Annotated in this window: 20 protein-coding genes; 8 read left to right on the top strand and 12 right to left on the bottom strand. The window is 62.1% G+C overall.

Features of this window, described 5'->3' with window-relative positions:
* Positions 1 to 13 precede the first annotated feature (13 nt).
* Positions 14 to 352, top strand: coding sequence for an MmcQ/YjbR family DNA-binding protein (locus IB265_RS05050; RefSeq protein WP_057250396.1), 339 nt, complete (start codon positions 14 to 16; stop codon positions 350 to 352).
* A 190-nt stretch (positions 353 to 542) separates the two neighbouring features.
* Here the strand turns inward: IB265_RS05050 and IB265_RS05045 are convergent, their stop codons facing one another.
* Entirely contained in the window at positions 543 to 1,010 is a 468-nt protein-coding gene (locus tag IB265_RS05045; protein WP_057251076.1) for a YcgN family cysteine cluster protein, read from the bottom strand.
* 163 nt (positions 1,011 to 1,173) lie between these two features.
* Between IB265_RS05045 and IB265_RS05040 the strand changes: the two genes are divergently transcribed.
* The 3 genes from IB265_RS05040 to IB265_RS05030 all read left to right on the top strand — a co-directional run bounded on the left by IB265_RS05040 (position 1,174) and on the right by IB265_RS05030 (position 4,648).
* Positions 1,174 to 3,375, top strand: coding sequence for a transglycosylase domain-containing protein (locus tag IB265_RS05040; RefSeq protein WP_057250398.1), 2,202 nt, complete (start codon positions 1,174 to 1,176; stop codon positions 3,373 to 3,375).
* Between the two features lie 147 nt (positions 3,376 to 3,522).
* Positions 3,523 to 4,110 carry a DUF1214 domain-containing protein gene (locus tag IB265_RS05035; protein ID WP_057250400.1) on the top strand — a complete coding sequence of 196 codons (588 nt, stop codon included), beginning with the start codon at positions 3,523 to 3,525 and terminating at the stop codon, positions 4,108 to 4,110.
* Positions 4,103 to 4,648, top strand: coding sequence for a hypothetical protein (locus IB265_RS05030; RefSeq protein ID WP_057250402.1), 546 nt, complete (start codon positions 4,103 to 4,105; stop codon positions 4,646 to 4,648). The genes IB265_RS05035 and IB265_RS05030 overlap by 8 nt, the downstream gene beginning before the upstream one ends.
* 267 nt (positions 4,649 to 4,915) lie before the next feature.
* On the opposite strand, the gene IB265_RS05025 is transcribed toward IB265_RS05030, so the two are convergent.
* The 3 genes from IB265_RS05025 to IB265_RS05015 form a co-directional block, all read right to left on the bottom strand.
* A complete protein-coding gene (locus IB265_RS05025) occupies positions 4,916 to 5,086 on the bottom strand; it encodes a hypothetical protein (protein WP_176707512.1) in 171 nt (56 codons plus the stop codon).
* 326 nt (positions 5,087 to 5,412) lie between these two features.
* A complete protein-coding gene (locus IB265_RS05020; protein ID WP_057250404.1) occupies positions 5,413 to 5,694 on the bottom strand; it encodes a hypothetical protein in 282 nt (93 codons plus the stop codon).
* A gap of 153 nt (positions 5,695 to 5,847) precedes the next feature.
* Positions 5,848 to 6,552, bottom strand: coding sequence for an SH3 domain-containing protein (locus tag IB265_RS05015; RefSeq protein ID WP_192494643.1), 705 nt, complete (start codon positions 6,550 to 6,552; stop codon positions 5,848 to 5,850).
* 297 nt (positions 6,553 to 6,849) lie between these two features.
* Here IB265_RS05015 and IB265_RS05010 point away from each other — a divergent pair, with 297 nt between their 5' ends.
* Positions 6,850 to 7,923: a DUF2336 domain-containing protein gene (locus IB265_RS05010; RefSeq protein ID WP_057250406.1), complete on the top strand. Its 1,074-nt coding sequence runs from the start codon at positions 6,850 to 6,852 to the stop codon at positions 7,921 to 7,923.
* 192 nt (positions 7,924 to 8,115) lie between these two features.
* Here IB265_RS05010 and IB265_RS05005 read toward each other — a convergent pair whose 3' ends face one another.
* The 3 genes from IB265_RS05005 to IB265_RS04995 form a co-directional block, all read right to left on the bottom strand.
* Complete coding sequence (locus IB265_RS05005; protein WP_057250408.1) at positions 8,116 to 8,475, bottom strand: DUF1491 family protein; 360 nt, start codon at positions 8,473 to 8,475, stop codon at positions 8,116 to 8,118.
* A 65-nt stretch (positions 8,476 to 8,540) separates the two neighbouring features.
* Entirely contained in the window at positions 8,541 to 9,506 is a 966-nt protein-coding gene (locus IB265_RS05000) for a peptidoglycan-binding domain-containing protein (protein WP_057250410.1), read from the bottom strand.
* Positions 9,478 to 11,046: a HAMP domain-containing sensor histidine kinase gene (locus IB265_RS04995; RefSeq protein WP_057250412.1), complete on the bottom strand. Its 1,569-nt coding sequence runs from the start codon at positions 11,044 to 11,046 to the stop codon at positions 9,478 to 9,480. The genes IB265_RS05000 and IB265_RS04995 overlap by 29 nt, the downstream gene beginning before the upstream one ends.
* A 641-nt stretch (positions 11,047 to 11,687) precedes the next feature.
* On the opposite strand from IB265_RS04995, the gene IB265_RS04990 reads away from it, so the two are divergent.
* The 3 genes from IB265_RS04990 to IB265_RS04980 all read left to right on the top strand — a co-directional run bounded on the left by IB265_RS04990 (position 11,688) and on the right by IB265_RS04980 (position 13,646).
* The gene (locus tag IB265_RS04990) at positions 11,688 to 12,158 is read left to right on the top strand and encodes a DUF5330 domain-containing protein (protein ID WP_057250413.1); all 471 of its coding nucleotides are present in this window, start codon (positions 11,688 to 11,690) and stop codon (positions 12,156 to 12,158) included.
* A gap of 127 nt (positions 12,159 to 12,285) precedes the next feature.
* Positions 12,286 to 13,038, top strand: coding sequence for a hypothetical protein (locus IB265_RS04985; protein ID WP_192494642.1), 753 nt, complete (start codon positions 12,286 to 12,288; stop codon positions 13,036 to 13,038).
* A 185-nt stretch (positions 13,039 to 13,223) separates the two neighbouring features.
* Positions 13,224 to 13,646, top strand: a complete 423-nt coding sequence (locus tag IB265_RS04980) for a SufE family protein (protein ID WP_057250417.1) — start codon at positions 13,224 to 13,226, stop codon at positions 13,644 to 13,646.
* A gap of 253 nt (positions 13,647 to 13,899) precedes the next feature.
* Here IB265_RS04980 and mucR read toward each other — a convergent pair whose 3' ends face one another.
* The 5 genes from mucR to IB265_RS04955 form a co-directional block, all read right to left on the bottom strand.
* Positions 13,900 to 14,331: an exopolysaccharide biosynthesis transcriptional regulator MucR gene (mucR, locus tag IB265_RS04975; RefSeq protein WP_034789336.1), complete on the bottom strand. Its 432-nt coding sequence runs from the start codon at positions 14,329 to 14,331 to the stop codon at positions 13,900 to 13,902.
* A gap of 419 nt (positions 14,332 to 14,750) precedes the next feature.
* Entirely contained in the window at positions 14,751 to 15,074 is a 324-nt protein-coding gene (gene mnhG / locus IB265_RS04970) for a monovalent cation/H(+) antiporter subunit G (protein WP_057251077.1), read from the bottom strand.
* A gap of 14 nt (positions 15,075 to 15,088) precedes the next feature.
* Positions 15,089 to 15,472 (bottom strand): cation:proton antiporter, encoded by a 384-nt coding sequence (locus IB265_RS04965; RefSeq protein WP_057250419.1) that lies wholly within the window; start codon positions 15,470 to 15,472, stop codon positions 15,089 to 15,091.
* Positions 15,469 to 15,945 carry a Na+/H+ antiporter subunit E gene (locus tag IB265_RS04960; RefSeq protein WP_057250421.1) on the bottom strand — a complete coding sequence of 159 codons (477 nt, stop codon included), beginning with the start codon at positions 15,943 to 15,945 and terminating at the stop codon, positions 15,469 to 15,471. The genes IB265_RS04965 and IB265_RS04960 overlap by 4 nt, the downstream gene beginning before the upstream one ends.
* Positions 15,942 to 17,504, bottom strand: a complete 1,563-nt coding sequence (locus IB265_RS04955) for a Na+/H+ antiporter subunit D (protein WP_057250423.1) — start codon at positions 17,502 to 17,504, stop codon at positions 15,942 to 15,944. The genes IB265_RS04960 and IB265_RS04955 overlap by 4 nt, the downstream gene beginning before the upstream one ends.
* Between the last annotated feature and the right edge of the window lie 7 nt (positions 17,505 to 17,511).

The raw sequence follows: 17,511 nt of genomic DNA, 5'->3' as shown, positions 1-17,511 counted from the left end.
TTACTCTTCCCGAATGCTAACCGAAGAGATCGAAAAACTCGCGCTAAGCTTGCCGGGAACGGAAGAAAACGCGCATTTCGGCACACGGGACTTCCGGGTGGGAAAGCGCATTTTTATGAGCTTGCCGGAAGCGGGTCGCGCGGTCTTCAAATTCACGCCTGACCAGCAGCGCATGCTTCTGGAAATGGAGCCCGGGGTCTGCGCTGCCGTGCCCGGCGGCTGGGGAGACCGCGGCTGGACCTCATTCTACTTCGTCGAAGCGGACGAAGGTCTCGTCCGCCAGTCGATGGAAACCGCCTGGCGTAACGTCGCGCCGAAAAACCTCGTCAAGAAGAACGGTGGCAGCCATTAAAGCCTGTCACGCAAAAGTGGGCAGCGGTTTTGCGATAACGACATGCGAAATATCAAAAACTTAAAGCGCAAGGCGCGAATCTGAAAGATCGCGACGCGCATTACGCTGGCTCGAAAAGCGGATAGCCGCCTCGCCGGAATGCAAAGCGCTCCGCTCTCAGGGCGATTGCGAAGCGCCGGCCGGTCCCCTCTCAATCCACGCTTTCCTGTCCCACTTCCAGCGGCCAGGTGACGAGATAATCTTCATAGTCTTCGATATCGATGCCATCCTCGGCGACGGTGCGGCCACGCACCGAAATGCCTGCAGCATGAACCGTGTCCGGGTCGCCTGAAACCAGCGGGTGCCACCAATAGAGATCGCGCCCCTCGGCAACGAGGCGGTAACCGCACGTCGGCGGCAGCCAGGTAATCTCGCGCACGGCCTTGGGTGTCAGTTGGATGCAATCGGGCACCGTCGCCTGCCGGTTTTCATAGTCCTTGCAACGACAGCTCTCGCCATCGAGCAAGGTGCAACGGATCGAGGTCCAGGCGATCTCGCCGGTATCCCAATCCTCCAGCTTGTTCAGACAACAGAGCCCGCAGCCGTCGCAAAGGCTTTCCCACTCCGTATTGGTCATGTCCTCAAGGCTTTTCGCCTTCCAGAAAGGCATTTCGCCCATCGTCATCACACTTTCGTCAAATAGCCCGCGATACAGAAATTTCGCAGAAAATTGCCGGTTTTTTAAGGCCGGCGGCGCGATATGCAAGTAGATTGGAATTTGACGTCGTGCAAATATTGCCCGGCGCCGGCGTGATGCCACAAAGCCTTCAGGACGTTGAGACGTGCGGGAACCGAGGAAAGACGATAACCGGCCGAAAAAACGGCACATCTTTCTCAGGGTCGACTCCTGGATCGATTCCACGGTCTGGAATGCCGGCTTCAAGCTGTCGCAATGGTGGGAAGATACCACCATCTTCTTCCGCCGTTTCCGCGTCACAGGCTGGAAAAAGGTCGTCTTCGAGGTGCTCGGCGAAGGCATGAACTGGGGCACCGTCGGCTCCGTGCTGATGCTGGCGCTCGCGCTTCCCGCCTTCGAGGAAACCAAGGGAAACTGGCGCGCCCAGAGCGATTTCGCCGTCACCTTCCTCGACCGCTACGGCAATGAAATCGGCCACCGCGGCATCATTCACGAAGATTCCGTGCCGATCGACGAACTGCCTGACCATCTGATCAAGGCGGTGCTGGCGACCGAAGATCGCCGCTTCTTCGACCATTGGGGCATCGACTTCCTCGGCCTTGCCCGGGCGATGACCGAGAATGCCCGCGCCGGCGGTGTCGTCCAGGGCGGCTCGACACTGACCCAGCAGCTCGCCAAGAACCTGTTCCTCACCAACGAACGCACGATCGAGCGCAAGATCAAGGAAGCCTTCCTTGCCGTCTGGCTCGAATGCAACCTTTCGAAGAAGGAAATCCTAAGGCTCTATCTCGACCGCGCCTATATGGGCGGCGGCACCTTCGGCGCGGCAGCGGCAGCGCAGTTCTATTTCGGCAAGTCGATCACCGATGTCAGCCTGGCGGAATCGGCCATGCTGGCCGGCCTCTTCAAGGCGCCGGCCCGTTACGCGCCGCACGTCAACCTGCCGGCCGCGCGCGGACGCGCCAACGAGGTTCTGAGCAACCTCGTCCAGGGCGGGCTGATGACGGAAGGCCAGGTGATTGCGGCGCGGCTCACTCCCGCAACCGTGATCGATCGCGCCCAGGTGAAGGCACCCGACTTCTTCCTCGATTGGGCCTTTGACGAAGTCCAGCGCATCGCCCGTCCCTTCGCGCAGCACTCGCTGATCGTGCGCACCACGATCGACATGGGCCTGCAGAACGCTGCCGAGGACTCGGTCGAATCGAGCCTGCGCCAATATGGAGAGAGCTTCCATGTGAAGCAGGGCGCGCTCGTGATGATCGAAAATGGCGGCGCGTTGCGGGCCATGGTCGGCGGCCGCGACTATGGCGAGAGCCAGTTCAACCGGGCGACCCGCGCGTTGCGCCAGCCAGGCTCTTCCTTCAAGGTCTACACCTACGCAGCGGCGATGGAAAAAGGCATGACGCCGGAAACGGTCGTCGTCGACGCACCGATCACTTGGCGCGGCTGGTCACCACAGAACTACGGCCGCAGCTATGCCGGGCGTATCACCATCCTGACGGCGATCGCCAAGTCGATCAACACCATCCCCGTGCGCCTCGCCAAGGACAAGCTCGGCACCGATCTGATCGCTCAGACCGCCAAGGCAATGGGCATCGAAACACCGCTGCGCACCGACAAGACGATGCCGCTCGGTACCTCCGAAGTGACAGTGCTCGATCAGGCGACCGCCTATGCCGTGTTTCCGGCCGGCGGCATGCAGTCGCGCCGCCACGGGATCAGCCAGATTCTCAACTATGACGGCGACATTCTTTACGACTTCGGGCGTGACGAACCGCCGGCGCGGCGCGTGCTTTCGGAAACCGCAAATACATCGATGAATTCGATGCTGACGCAGATTCCGATCATCGGCACGGCGCGCAAGGCTGCGCTCGACAACGGCATTGTCGTCGGCGGCAAGACAGGCACGACGCAGGCCTATCGCGACGCCTGGTTCGCCGGCTTCACCGGCGACTATACGACCGCCGTCTGGTTCGGCAACGACGACTACACGTCCACCAACAACATGACCGGCGGCTCCCTGCCGGCGATGACCTTCAAGCGGCTAATGGACTATGCCGAGCAAGGCATCGAGCACCGCGCTATCCCCGGCGTCACCGCCCCGACGGCGCCGGCGAAGCAGCCAGAGGTCGCGACGGCCAAGCCGGACGAGAACGCCCTGCCGCCACTCGTCCGCCCGCGCTCGTTGTCGGCCGAGGTCACCCGCCTGCTGCGCACGATCGGCGAGACCTTCGAAAAGGCCCCAGCACTGAAAGCGCCAGAAAAGGCCGGCGGCAGGCTCGCCGCCCTCGGCGCTGCCGAAGAAAAACGCTCCGGACAGACGGACCCCAATGCCGCCAGCAACTAAAGTCTCCCGGCCAGGCCCGCGGCATCCATCTCATCGTGAGGCCGCGCGCGCCCCGTCAGTCGCCGTTGCGCCGGGCGCCAATTTCGGCGAGATATGGAGGCAACCCCATGTTGCCCCGCCGCCGAACGATTTCCGATAGAGCCGCCCTTGTTTCGAATCCCCTTCCTCGTCGCCCTCGCTCTTGCCATCGCCTTCGGCGGCGGCATTGCCTCGGCCGTATGGGCGCTGAAGGCGACCGTCGGTTTCGGCTCGATCGCGATCGGCCCGTGGGTTGCTTTTCCGGAAGCGCAGACGATCAATGCCGATCCCTATGCCAAGGCGCACCGGGCGCGCGCGGGCGAACTTCTGTACGGTGGCGCCGAAGGATTGATGTTCAGCGCCCAGACCGACGACAAGGGCCAGAAGCTCCAGGCGACCTGCTCCTATGACGTCACGGGGCTGACGCCGCAGGCTCGCTTCTGGACGCTTTATGCCGCGAATGCCGACGGCCTGCCGTTGCGTCCCGGCTCCGACCTGCCCTCGGCCCTCAATTCCTGGATGGTGCTGCGTAGCGAAAACAGCAATTTCACTATCCATGTGTCGCCGAACGCCCAGCCGGACAATTGGCTGGCCGTGCGCCATGCGGGGACCTTCCGGCTGGTCCTGACGCTGCTCGACACGCCGACTGCAGGTTCCTCGGGCCTGATCGACCTCGCCATGCCTGTTATCACCAAGACCGGGTGCGGCGATGCGTAAGGTTCTCTTCGCCACGGTCCTCGGCCTCGTAGGCGCCGCCCTGCTGCACATCATCATCATCCTGTCGCTGCCGCAATTTACCGGCCGCGACGCCTATACCCGCGTGCTGGGGCTGCTCGAGATGGACAGTTTCTTCGCGCTGACGAGCACGCCGGGGTCGACCGGCCTTGCCAATGACGATCCCTATCTCAGGGCGGCCGTTTGCAGCTTCTCGATCTCGGACGGGCCGGCGCGCTTCCTCGCCAGCGGCAGCGTGCCGTTCTGGTCGCTCGCGGTCTTCGACAGCAATTCGAACGAAGTCTTCAGCATGAACGACCACACGGCGGTCAACGGCAAGCTCGATCTTGTCGTCGCGACGCCGATTCAGCTGGTAGAACTGCGCAAGTCTCCGCCGGAGGCACTGGCACAATCGATCATGGTGGAGATGAAGGAACAGGACGGCTACGCCGTTTTGAGAGCGATGGCGCCAGTCGACAGTTTCGAGGAGCAGGTCCGCAATTTCCTTGCGGAATCAAGCTGCGAGCCATTTCGGCGCTAGAGTATCCCGCTTTCAAGTGGAATCACTTGAAGCGGAAAGATGCTCTAGAAACAAAGTGCTAGAGCGACCTTAGTGCGTTCATTTGAACGCACGGCGCTTTAGATGCTTCGGACGTGAAGGCATCTGACCGCGCTGTCGCGGTTGCGCGCGGCAGACAGCCAACGCAAAGACTACGTTCAGTGCAGGAATTATGGTGAAGGACCCTGAGGTTTCGGGCCAAGGACGCGCGCCCGGTCGTAACCGGCCGCCGATGCGGGAAATCGAACGTTACTGCTTCTTGATCCGGCGTCCATCGGGTGCCGTCGGCTGCGGGTCGCGGTCGAGGCGTTCGTAGCGGATACCGGTAAACAGAAGCACTTTGGCCCCGCCCGATATGGCCGGCGGTCTACGCGGCGGTACGCGAACCTTTCGGTCCTGAATTCTGATCACGTCTGCCATGCTCGTCTCCACAAAGTCTTGAGACGGATGAACTACCGTACAGATTTCACCCTGCCCTCTCGGGCCAGCGCATTTTTCCAGGCCTTGCCTGGACAGGCGCGCTTTTCTCGTTTGCTCCTTCTTCCGGTCGCCCGGATGTTGCTCTTCTGGTTCACACGACGCAGCCCGATGATAACGGGTCCGCCCCGATTGAGCCATAGGCTGGTTAACAGATTGCTAATACACCGCTGCAACACCAACCTAGATTCATTATCTCGCCAGACGAGCCCCCGAGATGTATCCGAGGTAACAACCCGGAGCGGCGGTTCGCAAACCGCGGCTTTTCGCTAGCGTCGCGAGATCAGGCCAAACAGAAACGACACCCCGGCAACCGCCACCAGCGTCGACAGCGGCTCCTCGCGCACGCGCTCGCGAACGCGTTCCACCATCAACTCCGCCTCGCCCTGCACGACTGCCCTCGTGCCGCTGCCAATCGCAGAGACTGCTTCGGTCAGCCGGGCGATTTCCGCCCGCAGTTCGGCAATCTGCACATCAACCTCAGCACGCGCTTGCGCCTGCGAAACGTTTTCGCTGACTGTCTGCACGGCCTCCAGTTTCTTTTCCACCATTACAATGCTCCCTTGTCTGCGCCGTCTCAACGCTCCGGATGGCGTTTGGTTCCGCCAGAAGCTGCAGAAAACCGGAGCGCCGAAAAGCAAACGGGCGGCCAGAGCCGCCCGTTTTCCAGTCCAACGCAAGAACGCCGTTTCAGGCGCTCCACGTCAGTTTTCGCAGTTCGGATCGTCGAACTGGCACCGAACAAACGGTGCCGGGCGGGCGCCTTCGTAGATGCCGTCATCGTTCTGGCGAACGCGCACGCCGTCGCTGCGACGTTCCCATTCGCGGCGCTCTTCACGCACGGTCTGCTCGCGGTTCCATTCGCTCTCGCGGCGCCGCCACTCGTCTTCACGTTCACCGGTTTCCCAGTCCCGGCGCTCGCGGCGGCGGTCACTTTCCCAGTCGCGGCGGTCGCGCTCGCGCTGGCGCTCCCAGTCGCGACGATTCCGGCGGTCGTCGACCCAATCCGGTCCGTGGCGCCAACGATCGCGCTCGCGATAGAAGTCACGACCGCGGTAGTTGCGGTCCCAATAGTTGTCGAACTGGAAGACGACCGTTGGAATTCCGAGCGGGCGATAATAGCGGGGCTCGACGTAAACGCGATTGCGGCGATAGTCGGCCTGGACATAACGCCCGGCGACCCAGCCGCGCCCACCGTAGAACGAGACATCGCACCACGGCAGATCTGCAAGGCATCCGTGGATTTCCACCGATTCGCCGAGCGGGATCATCGATACCGCCGGATAGCGGGTGCTCGGACCGGAGCGCATGTTCACATTGGCAGTGGCAAAGCCTTCGGCAGCCTCGGCGACAACCGGGGCCGCGAGGAGCGCACAGACCGCCGCTGCGCGCAGGATAAATTTCTTCACAGTTCCATATCTCCCATGGAGAGGCCCCTCTTCATTTGGCCTCCAAACGTCGGCGGGCGTCCGGAGCCCTTGACCGTCGCCGCGATAACTCCTGACCGCATGTGGATTTTTTATGGCTGATGCCGCGGATGTCCCCGAGAAATGCGGGGCCAGCGGGGCGAATGGGCGGCCCTGTCGCGCGCCACGCATGTGCCGTAAGCCTGAATAAAGCTCCAACATCCATAGTTAACAGTGCGCTAACGCTTTTCTTCTAATTTTTGCGACGTGTGCCTTTCCGGATCACCGGAAACGGCGATCATGTTTTGCGTGCAGGGAATTACCGTGACGGATCGCTTTCGTGAGTTGGAAAGGCCACAGACCGGCCGCTTGAAGGACGTTGTCCTGATGGCGACGGTTACCGGTTTCGAAAGCCTGCGCATCCCCCGCAAATCCGATATGAAGCAGTTTGCCGAACTGTTCGAACCGCTCTTCCTCGGCTCCAGCAACGAAGCGCGCCGTCAGGCGGCGGCAGCCCTTTCCCAGTGCTCGCAGATCCCCGAAACAGTCGCCGCATTGATCGGCGGCATGCCGATTTCGATTGCCGCGATTTTCCTGACGCGTTCGAAGGCGATAGCCGACCGCACTCTCATTGCGGTCATCCGCGAGCGCGGGCCGGAACATGCCGCAGCAATCGCGCGGCGTCCCAACCTCTCCCCTCTTGTCGTCGATGCCCTGGTCGAGCACCACAATCCACTCGGGCTTGCCGCGCGCAGCAGCGCGGCAAAGCAGGCGGTGGCGGAACAGACACACCCGGAGGCTGCAGCCGCTTCCTTGCGCACCGCCCGCGAAGAAGCGCTCAGGCACGAGATCAAGACCCTGGCGCGAGCGGGGTCACGCAACCCCACGCCGGCCGCCTCATCCGAGGCAATCAATGACGTGCATGCTGCATTGCTTGTTCGCTTTGCCCGCAGCGGCGAGATCATCCTGTTCTCGCGCGTCCTCGGCCAGGCGCTCGGCACCAAGGACGCCCACGTCGAGCGCATCCTGCTCGATATTTCCGGACAGCGGCTTGCGACGAGCCTCGTCGCGCTCGATGTCCAGGCGACCGATGCCGGTTTCGTGCTTCAGGCCCTGTATCCGCATCTTCGTGAGCCCTTCGGCGAGACGAGCCATGCGGAAGCGTTGATCGGCGCCATGAACCGTACCGCCTGCCGCGAACAGCTCGATGGCTGGTTCGAGGCAGAGGCCGAAGAAAGCGCTCCAGCGGCAAGGCACGAAGCCTACTTTGCCGAAAATCCCGCCAACGATGCGCGGCAGATCGGCGCCCGCAAGATTGCAGCGGCCGCCGGCAATGTGCAGCCCCAGCGGCTTTTCGGCCGGCGACGCGGCTAGGCGCAGAAAATACTCATCCTGCTCCTCGCCTTGACGCGGTCTGCTTCCCGTTTCGGGAACATGCCTGGGCGTACCGGTGAGTCCTCGCCCGCCCTAGAAAAGCTGCTTCATCGCTTCGATGGTCCAACTCCACTCGCGACCCGTCGGAGCCTGCGGTCCTGCGATGCGGCCATTGCGATCGGCAAGACGGTGTCAGGGCCGGCTTGCCCCTTCCTCCGGAACCACCTCGAACAGATCGCCATGGTCGTCCAGCTCGATCTCCACGATCCAGCAATCCGGATCGAAGCGGATTTCGCCTGCGAGCGCCGCATCGACCCGCTCAGTATCGCTGTCGCGCAGCCTCACTTCGAACTTGCGGCCGAGCGCGACTTCGTCGTCGAAGAAATTCTGCGGCGCCGGGGCAAAGAGCGTCTCCGTGCCGAGCCGCGTCCGCTGGCGGATGAAGATCGCACCGGCCTCCTCCGCTCCCTTGCGCAGCACGGCCGCATAGCCGCCGAGCGAAAACGCGCGGCGCAAGAGGGACGAGACGAAGATGTGAGACTTCAGGCGCATGAAAGGCTGATACACGCGCTGGACGGCGCAGGCAAATCGGCGGCGCGGTCAAACCCCACTGGCAATCAGAGTGCGCCGATTTCCTTGAGCTTTTTCAAGACCTGGGCACTCGGTTCACCGGTCTGCGGCAGGCGGTAATGTTTCTCGAAATGGCGGATCGCCGCCCGCGTCTGCGCTCCGGCGACGCCATCGACCGTCACATCCGCATAGGCGAGGTTGCTCAGCCCCTTCTGGATGTTCAGCACCAAGGCGCTCGAAACCGGGATTTCGGCACGCGGAACGAAATTGCTCTCCTTCTCGGAGGAACGAATGGCGGCAGCGACCGGATCGATCTCAACGCCACTGCCCTTGGCCTCGGCGAGAGGTCTTCCCGCCGGCATGACCTGAGCAGCCTGATCGCCAGGTGCCGCCCGAAGTGCCTGCAGCAACTCTGTACTGGCCGAACCCGTCTCGGCGCGGCCGGCCTGCGCTTCGAAGCGCAGGATCGCGGCCGCCGTCCGTGGGCCGCTGCGCCCGTCCGGCGCGCCGTCATAAAGGCCGACGCGGTTCAGTTCCTTCTGGATGTCGGCAACGAGCTTCGAGGTCGCGCCACCGGGCACGCTTGCCACGCGCTCAGGCGACGGTTTTTCTGTCGGCAGATCCGCGGAAGCCGCAGCTATCACGTCCTCGACATTGTCCGCCTTGGCCTCGCCCTCGCGCTCGATGACGAAGGTGGTCACGTTGCGCGGCTCGATCTCTTCGCCCTTGGCGATGGCGATCCGCTGCGCGGTTTCGGCGCTGACGAGCGGCACGCGGGTGCGCATCAGCGGTGACGGGTGCACACCGTGCTGGTACCACATGGCATTGGCGGCAACGAAGGAAAACACGACCAGGAAGGCGGCCGAGCCGCCAGAGACCAGGGGATGGCGCGCCATCAGCCGGCCGGCAAGCCCAACACCCTGTCCGGCAAGAGCCAGCCCGCGCACGGCCAGGCCAGGCGCACGCCGCGCGGCCTTCTTCCGTTCAGGCTGTTTTCGCTTGCGCGGCGCCATATCCCCGTTCCTCGTTCAAACCAACGTCTTCGGACCGCCCTCCTTCGGCGGCCGGCCTCGCCTCTCCGTCGCGTAGGCGCGGCGGAAATTCCACCGTCACCGACGAACGCTGCTCTTCTTGCTCGGCAACGGCGATGCCGGAGCCGTCGCGCGGTATCGTCACGACGATGACGGTCCCCTCACCCTCGCGGCTGCGAATCGTGAGGTCGCCACCATGAAGGGCAACGAGGCCCTTGACCAGCGAAAGGCCAAGACCCGTGCCTTCGTAGCGGCGTGTATAGTCGTTCTGGATCTGGACAAAAGGTTGACCGAGCAGCTCCAGCTTGTCGGCGGCAATACCGATTCCGGTGTCGCTGACCGAGAGCTTCAGCATCGCACCGTCCACTTCAGCGTCGATCGTCACGACGCCGCCATGGTCGGTGAACTTCACGGCGTTGCCGACCAGGTTGATGAGAACCTGCTGGAAGGCGCGCTGGTCGGCATTGACTTCGCCAATGCCGCGGGTGACGCGGCTGACGAGCTTGACGCCCTTTTCCGCGGCCTGGTGCGACAGCATCGCCTCGCAGGCGGCAACCGCCTCGGCGACGCGGAACGGCTCGGGCATGAGCTCGTAGCGTCCCGCCTCGATCTTGCTCATATCGAGCATGGTATTGACGACGGAGAGCAGATGTTCGCCCGACTTGTGGATGAGGCTCACATACTCGCGCTGGCGATCGTTCTCGAGCTTGCCGAAATACTCGCCGCCCAGCACGTCGGAAAAGCCGAGGATCGCATTGAGCGGCGTGCGCAGCTCGTGGCTGACGGCGGCGAGGAAACGGGTCTTGGCATCGTTCGCAGACTCCGCTTCGGCGGTCCGGGCCGCCGCCTCGGCGCGCAGGCCTGCCTCCTGAGAGACATCGCGCGACTGCGCAAGGATCGCCGTCAAGTTGCCATCGCGATCGCGCAAGGGCGCCAAGTCGCAGGACATGTAGACGAACTGTTCGCCTTCGATCGGCAAGGTCCGCCGTTCGATACGGATATCGACCGTCGCCCGATCGCCGCCCTGGCGAAGGATGTCGATCGCGCTCAGGAACGTAATGCGGTCGGAGACGTGAATCTGCTCGATGAAGCCGCGGCCCGCCGGGTCGCGCATCAGCGTCAGGTGCTCGGCGGCATCGCGCCCATGCACGGAAAGGACATTGCCGCGCAGGTCATGCACGGTCACGAGGCCCGCAAACAGGTCATAGGCTGCCGAGAGGTCCCGGAGAACGGGATCGGACGGAGCCGGCGCAGCAGTTTCCGGCGCTCGGCCGCGAGCGATCGCCACGGCTGCCGCCAGTAGCGAAGCGGAAGCCCAAAGAGCGGTTCCGAGCGGCAGGGCCGAGGACACGGGTATGGCGAGCGACAGGGCGAGCGGCGCCACCGGCAGTGTCGTCAAAGACACGGCCGCAACAGTGCGCAAACGTTTCGTGTCGCGGCGCCCGGCGGGCGAAGAAGCCTCACGACGGGGCAGCCACAGGGCCGCGATCTCGTCCACGCGGGACGCCCATCTGCCAGCCATGTTACGCAATACGCTCACGCTTTACCCTGCTACATTTGTTGTTCTTGCGAGGCTGGCGCGACCGATTTCCCCTATTTGGAAACCGCGGTTCAGACCGCCTCGTGACATGTCGGAATCTCGCATCCCCGGCTTAATGAAAGAATAAACGCGCCCGTGCCGGAACGGTGCGAAACGGCCGAAAAATCCCGTTTTGGAGCAAATTGAGCGACCTTCATTTCTTGTGGTTAACGGGGCGTAAGCAACGGATTTCTGTGCATTTTCTGCACAGCGTTAACGATTGTGGCGAGCCCGCCGGCACGCCATTGCCGACGCTTCCGGGCTTCGCACACAGGGTCCCGCCACGAACCTTAACGGCGAAAGCTAAAATGCGACACAAATGCGCGGCAAAGCACTCGGCGGCGGCATTTCATTAAAATTTGAAGCAAATGCCGCGCGATTTTGAAAAGCCGTCTTGTGATTCCCGTCCTAATGTCGGTGTCAACAAAGGGACGGACGCTGCCTCGAAGGCAGCAGCTCCCCGAGGAAACGACGGCAGCGTGAACGGGTATCAGGGGATACGACGGCGCTGCGGGATGCCGAAGGCACAAAAGCCGGCTAGAAGACTGGCGAGCTCAGGCAGCTGAACGAAGGATGGGCAGAACATGTGGTTTCTCATCAAGGCGACATTTTGGTTTTCGCTGGTGCTGGTGCTGCTGCCATTCCTCGATCCGTCGAGCTCGCAGAAGCTGGAGCACGCTCCCAAGGTCGAGCTTGGCGACACCTTCGCCGCCGCCAATGAGGCCTTCCAATACATCAGCGCCATCTGCATCCAGAAGCCTGAGATTTGCGAGAAAGGGGCAGAGACCTTCGTCGCCCTCGGCCACAGGGCCCGCGAAGGCGCTCGTATCGCCTATGAGTTCCTGGATACCCAGTTTGCCGAAACCGATGCGGCCCAACCCGATGCCAAGGTGATGACCGGAACGGTCACACCGGTCATGACCGGCACGGTCAAGCCCGCTGCCGATGTGGCAGCACCCGCCACCGAGGTCAGCACCATCGATGCAGAGCCTGTCTTCAAGCGCACGCCGGTTCCGGAAAAGCGCCTCGATCCCAAGGCCGCGATCATCCAGTAGTCATGCCAAGCCCTCGGTCGAGACCGGCGGGCCACCCATTCGCAACTTAACTGCCTGACTTGCCGCCCTGTCGTGGCCGCCGCGAGGATCCCATCCCCTCGCGGCGTTTTCTTTTCAGGCGCAACCTTTGATCGCCAAGAGCCAGCCACGCACAAGCCGTGGCTGCTTAGGTCCGCCGCACGGCAAGCGGAGGCACCCAATGCAGATCTACGGGCTTTTTTCGAATGCGGGCGTGACGCGGCCAGCGACAGCCGGCACATCGACCGCCGTCGAAGGCAAGAGCCCGGCATCGGCCGCATTGCTCCTCGGCACCGATGACGACACTGGTGACCGCGCCGCCGCAGCAAAGAAGAAGCTCGACGACATCAAGGAACAGCTTCGGATGCTCCGGTTCTTCGCATCGGATCCGGAAACGCTCGCGAGGCTCGCCAAGCAACTCGCTCAGCAACTCGGCACGGCAGCCCAGCAGTTGGCCGGCGCAGACGGTGCCGGAGCGATAAACGGCGTTGCCTCCGCTGCGGCCGTGGCCGCCTTGGCAGATACCGGCAGTGCGCAAGTGGAAGGTGCTATCGCCGGAAACGATGCAGCCACGTCCGCAGAGCCGACAAGCTTTGCGGAGCGCGCCTATCGTGAATTCAGCGACGATGACGGTGAGTCCGGCGCCACCACGAAACTGGCCGCCGAACTCAAATCGCTTGCCGAGCAGATAAAGCAGCTGTTGCAAAAGGCCGAGCAGGAATTGCACACCGAGGGATCTGCCCGTGACGCTGACGATGCGCGCGCGGCCGGCCATGCCTTGTCGGCGGCCGTCGGCAAACTCGGCGGGATCGATGCAGGCGCCGGAAATGCCTTCATCTTCCCGTCAAGCGTTTCGATCTGACCGCGCCGGCGAAATGCCGCCGACACCCAAGGTAACTGTTATTGGCGGTTCTCAATGGGCTTGCCATCCCCTATATGAGGACTGAAAGCCCGCATGCCTGATGGCAAAGGGGCATGAACAGGGACAAAGCTCGTTCGCGGCAAGGACCGGCGGGCGTATAATCCCCTGATAACTGGACCCGGACCATGACGACGCTTGACCAGATCATCGACGATTTCGCCTTCCTCGACGAGTGGGAGGATCGCTATCGCTATGTGATCGAACTCGGCAAAGCTCTGCCGGACATGCCGGAAGCCAAGCGGACCCAGGAAAACAAGGTTCAGGGTTGCGCCAGCCAGGTCTGGCTCGTCACCCAGACGGCCGGCAATCCGGAGGACCCTGTCCTGACTTTCGAAGGTGAATCGGATGCGCATATCGTGCGCGGCCTGGTCGCAATCGTGCTCGCCATCTATTCCGGCAAACATGCCTCGGAGATCGCCAAGACCGATGCGATCGATACCTTCGGCAAGATCGGCCTGATCGAGCACCTGTCGACGCAGCGCGCCAATGGCCTGCGCTCGATGATCCGCCGCATCAAGAACGAAGCCGAGCTTCGGCTGGCCGCCTAAAGCGCGTCGCGATCTCTCAGGTTCGCGCCTTGCGCTTTAAGTTTTATGATATTTCGCATGTCGTTATCGCAAAACCGCTGCGCACGTTTGCGCGAAAGGCTTCAAGGCGCCGTCAGGACCTGCCGCAGCGACCGCGCTGTGACAGTACAAAACACAAGAGCCGGACGCTCAGGCCCGGCCCTTGTGTTCAAACCAAATGCCGTCAGGCAAATTGCAGCAACCAGCCGCAAGGCTTCACCAGACGGTTGAAGTCTTATTTGCCACGGCGTTTGCGGCGCTGGCCGAGGCCCATTTCCTTGGCGAGACGCGAGCGTGCTTCCGCATAGGCGGGCGCGACCATCGGGTAGTCGGTCGGCAGGTCCCATTTCTCGCGATATTCTTCCGGCGACAGATTGTGGTGAGTCATCAAGTGGCGCTTCAGCGACTTGAAGGTGCCGCCACATTCGAGGCAGGTGATCTGGTCGTCCTGGACGGACTTGCGAACCGACACGGCCGGCTTCGGCTTTTCAACGGGGATGACGACCGGTGCCGGCGCCGCGGTGTTGTTGAGCGCCGAGTGCACATCTGCGATCAGCGTGGAAAGCTCGGCGACGGGAACCACGTGATTGCTGACGTAGGCGGCAACGATTTCCGCCGTCAGCTCAACCAGAAGTTCATGGCTCGCGCCAAGCGCTGTTTCAGTCATTTCTTTCTCCTATCGGACTTCAGCACAACCCGAAACGGCGTCTCGGGGGGAGGAACGCTTGCAAGAGCCGCCAGGAAGCCTTCGCTGCCTTGGGATGGACCATCAAACGCGGCAAGGACAAACGCCGGCCACGATATCAAGAGTAGGAATTTTGATTACGAAACCTGCTGCCGAGTCACCGGGACGACCGAACTCTCAAAGCAACAACCAACATTCACAACTCAAGCTGGAATTTCAGATCAAAGTATTTCCACGACGACACTTTACATTTACTCGATTAACATCGATGCGTGAAATGTCCAAACATAAATTTGCCGACAGTTAGCAACTTTATCTCCGAATTGCTAAAATGGCCACACTGCATCGCAAAGTTCTGAAATACAGATTCAGAAATGTCATCGATCAGCGATGACGTGGCTCTACTTTTGTGGAAGCTGATCTACAACTGACAGCTTCGTAAGTTTGTAACCGGCCTGATGTGCGGCTTTTGCCAAGAGATGAGCCGAGATTGGTGCAGTCAGAACGAAGAAGAAGAAGCCTGCAAGCGCCCGAATCAGTATCGCCGCATCCAGAGAATGAACGCCCGCAGCCAGCAGCAACAGGCCTGAACCTACGGTGCCGGCCTTAGACGCTGCATGCATACGGGTGTAGAGATCGGGAAAACGCAAGATGCCAATTGCCGCAAGCAGCGAAAAGATCGCGCCGACGATCAACAGAGCGGCAACCAATACAGCAACGGCCATGTCCAGGACGGGGTTCATCGGCGCCCTCCCTTATACTTGCGACGGACCGCATTGGATCTCGGTGCGGACGCGCGCTTTGATTCCGGCGAGCTACGCTCAACGTTGGCCGTCTCTGGCGAAAGCCCGCGAGCCAGGATGAAGCGGGCAAAGGCGACGGTCGCGAGGAAGCCGACCAAGCCAAGGGCAATGGCAATATCGATGTAGAGGTTGAAACCGGTGCGGATCGCGACGACGGCAATCAGGCCAATGGCGATCGCCACCAACATGTCGAGGCCGAGCACGCGGTCCGGTAAGGTCGGGCCGCGGATGATGCGCCAGACAGTAATCAGAAGGGCAACAGACAGCGCGATAAGTGCGAAGCCCGTAGCGAGGGCTTCGATCTGGTCTGGCAGGCTCATTCGAAAGCCTCCTTTATCCGCCGTTCAAAGCCGTTGGCGATATCGCGCCTGAGGCCGCCGGGATCGGCGCAATCGAGCGCATGGACGTAGAGCGTCCGGCGGTCGTCGGAAACGTCGACCGACAAGGTCCCAGGCGTCAGCGTGATGAGATTGGCGAGCAACGCGATTTCGAAATCGCTCCTGACCGTCAAGGGATAGGCAAAGATGCCGGGCTTCAGCTTCATCTTCGGCTGGATGACCATGAGCGCGACCTTTGTGGCCGAGATTGCGAGTTCCTTGAAAAAGAGAGCGGTCAACAACAACAGTCTGAGCGGACGCACCGGATAGGTGATGGGCTGGAGCTCGCGGCGGATCAGCCATAGAGACAGCGCTCCAACGGCGAAGCCGAGGATCAGGTTGGCCAGCGAGAAGCTGGCGCTGATCGCGCCCCAGATCGCCGTGAACAGCAGGTTGATGGTGAGGAACTTGGTCACGGGGCACCTCCCGGGAAAACCGAGTTCAGATAGGCCGAGGGCTCAGCGAGCGAGGCAGCCGCACTTTGAATGGTCGAAAGCAGTGGCTCCGGGTAGAGACCAATCGCCAAAGCCAGGATGACCAAGACGGTGAGCGGCAGCAGCGCCGCCGGCGAGATCGTCGCGGAAACCGTCGTGCCCTCCCCGGCTGCCGCATCGCGCCAATAGGCCAGCAGGAAAAAACGCCCGGTGACAACAGTCGTCAGGAAGCCGGTGAAAAGCAGGGCCGCGGCCAGCCACCAGGCGCCGATATCGAGCGCCGCCTTGACCAGCATGACCTTCGGCCAGAAGCCGGAGAATGGCGGCAGACCGGAAACGGCGAAGGCCAGCATGAGCGTCAGCGCCGCGAAACCGGCATGGCGACGGTAAAGGCCTGCCAGCGACGAAAGCGAGAAGCTGCCGCCGAGCTTGGCCGCAACGCCGGATGCGAAATAAAGCGCAGTCATGACGAGCATCGAGTGCAACGCATAGAAGATCGCACCGCCAATGCCGCCCGGCCCGCCGACCGCAATCCCGGCGAGGATCGAGCCGATGCCGGAGACCACGAGATAGCCGAGCATGCGGCGGAAATCCGATTGCGCCAGCGCCCCGAAGGCACCGACGAGCATGGTGAGCGCGCCGGCAAGGGCAATGACGAAGCTCAGTTCCTCGCGCTGGAGCGGCAGCAGCATGACGGTGACGCGGATCAGGGCGTAAATGCCGACCTTGGTGAGCAGGCCGGCGAAGAGCGCCGACACCACGACGCGCGGCGTATGGTAGGAGGCCGGCAGCCAGAAATTGACCGGGAACGCCGCCGCCTTCATGCCGAAGGCCAGCACGAAGAGCGCCGTCAGCGTCATCAGCGGCGCCGTGCCGGCAAGGCCTTCTGCCTTGCGGGCGATATCGGCCATATTGAGCGTGCCAAAGCTCGCATAGAGATAGCCTGTCGTGATCAGAAACAGGGTGGTCGCGACCAGATTGAGGAAACCATACTTCACCGCTCCGTCGATCTGCTCGCGCTCGGAGCCGAGCACGATGAGGCCGAACGACGAGATCAGCAGCACCTCGAACCAGACGTAAAGGTTGAAGATGTCCCCCGTCAGAAATGCACCCGAAACGCCGGCCATCAGCAGCATCAGGAACGGGTAGAAGCCGTAGCGCCGACCGCTGTCGTTGATATCCGCGAGCGAATAGATCCCGCCGGCGAGTGCCACCACCGAGGCGGTCAACGCAAACAGAGCGCCCGTCAGATCAACGGTGAAGGCAATGCCGAAGGGCGGCAGCCAGCGTCCCATGACCATTGTCACCGGACCGCTCGCAAGCACATGCCGAAGCAGGAGAATGTCTATCAACACGAGACCGGCCAGTCCGAGGACAGCGATGTAAGGGTGCCAATCGATCTTTCGGCGCAGCATGACAAGCAGTGCGCCGATCGCCAGGCACCAGGCGACCGGCAGGATCACCAGCCAATCGGCAGAAGCGGCCGGCTCGAGAACGAGTGCGGCGGAAAGATCTGCGTGGGGAGAAGTTGAAGCGGCCATGGGTCGG

This window comes from Ensifer sp. ENS10 (genome assembly GCF_014852025.1).
GTDB lineage: Bacteria > Pseudomonadota > Alphaproteobacteria > Rhizobiales > Rhizobiaceae > Ensifer.
This window is presented reverse-complemented; position numbering and strand designations above follow the sequence as displayed.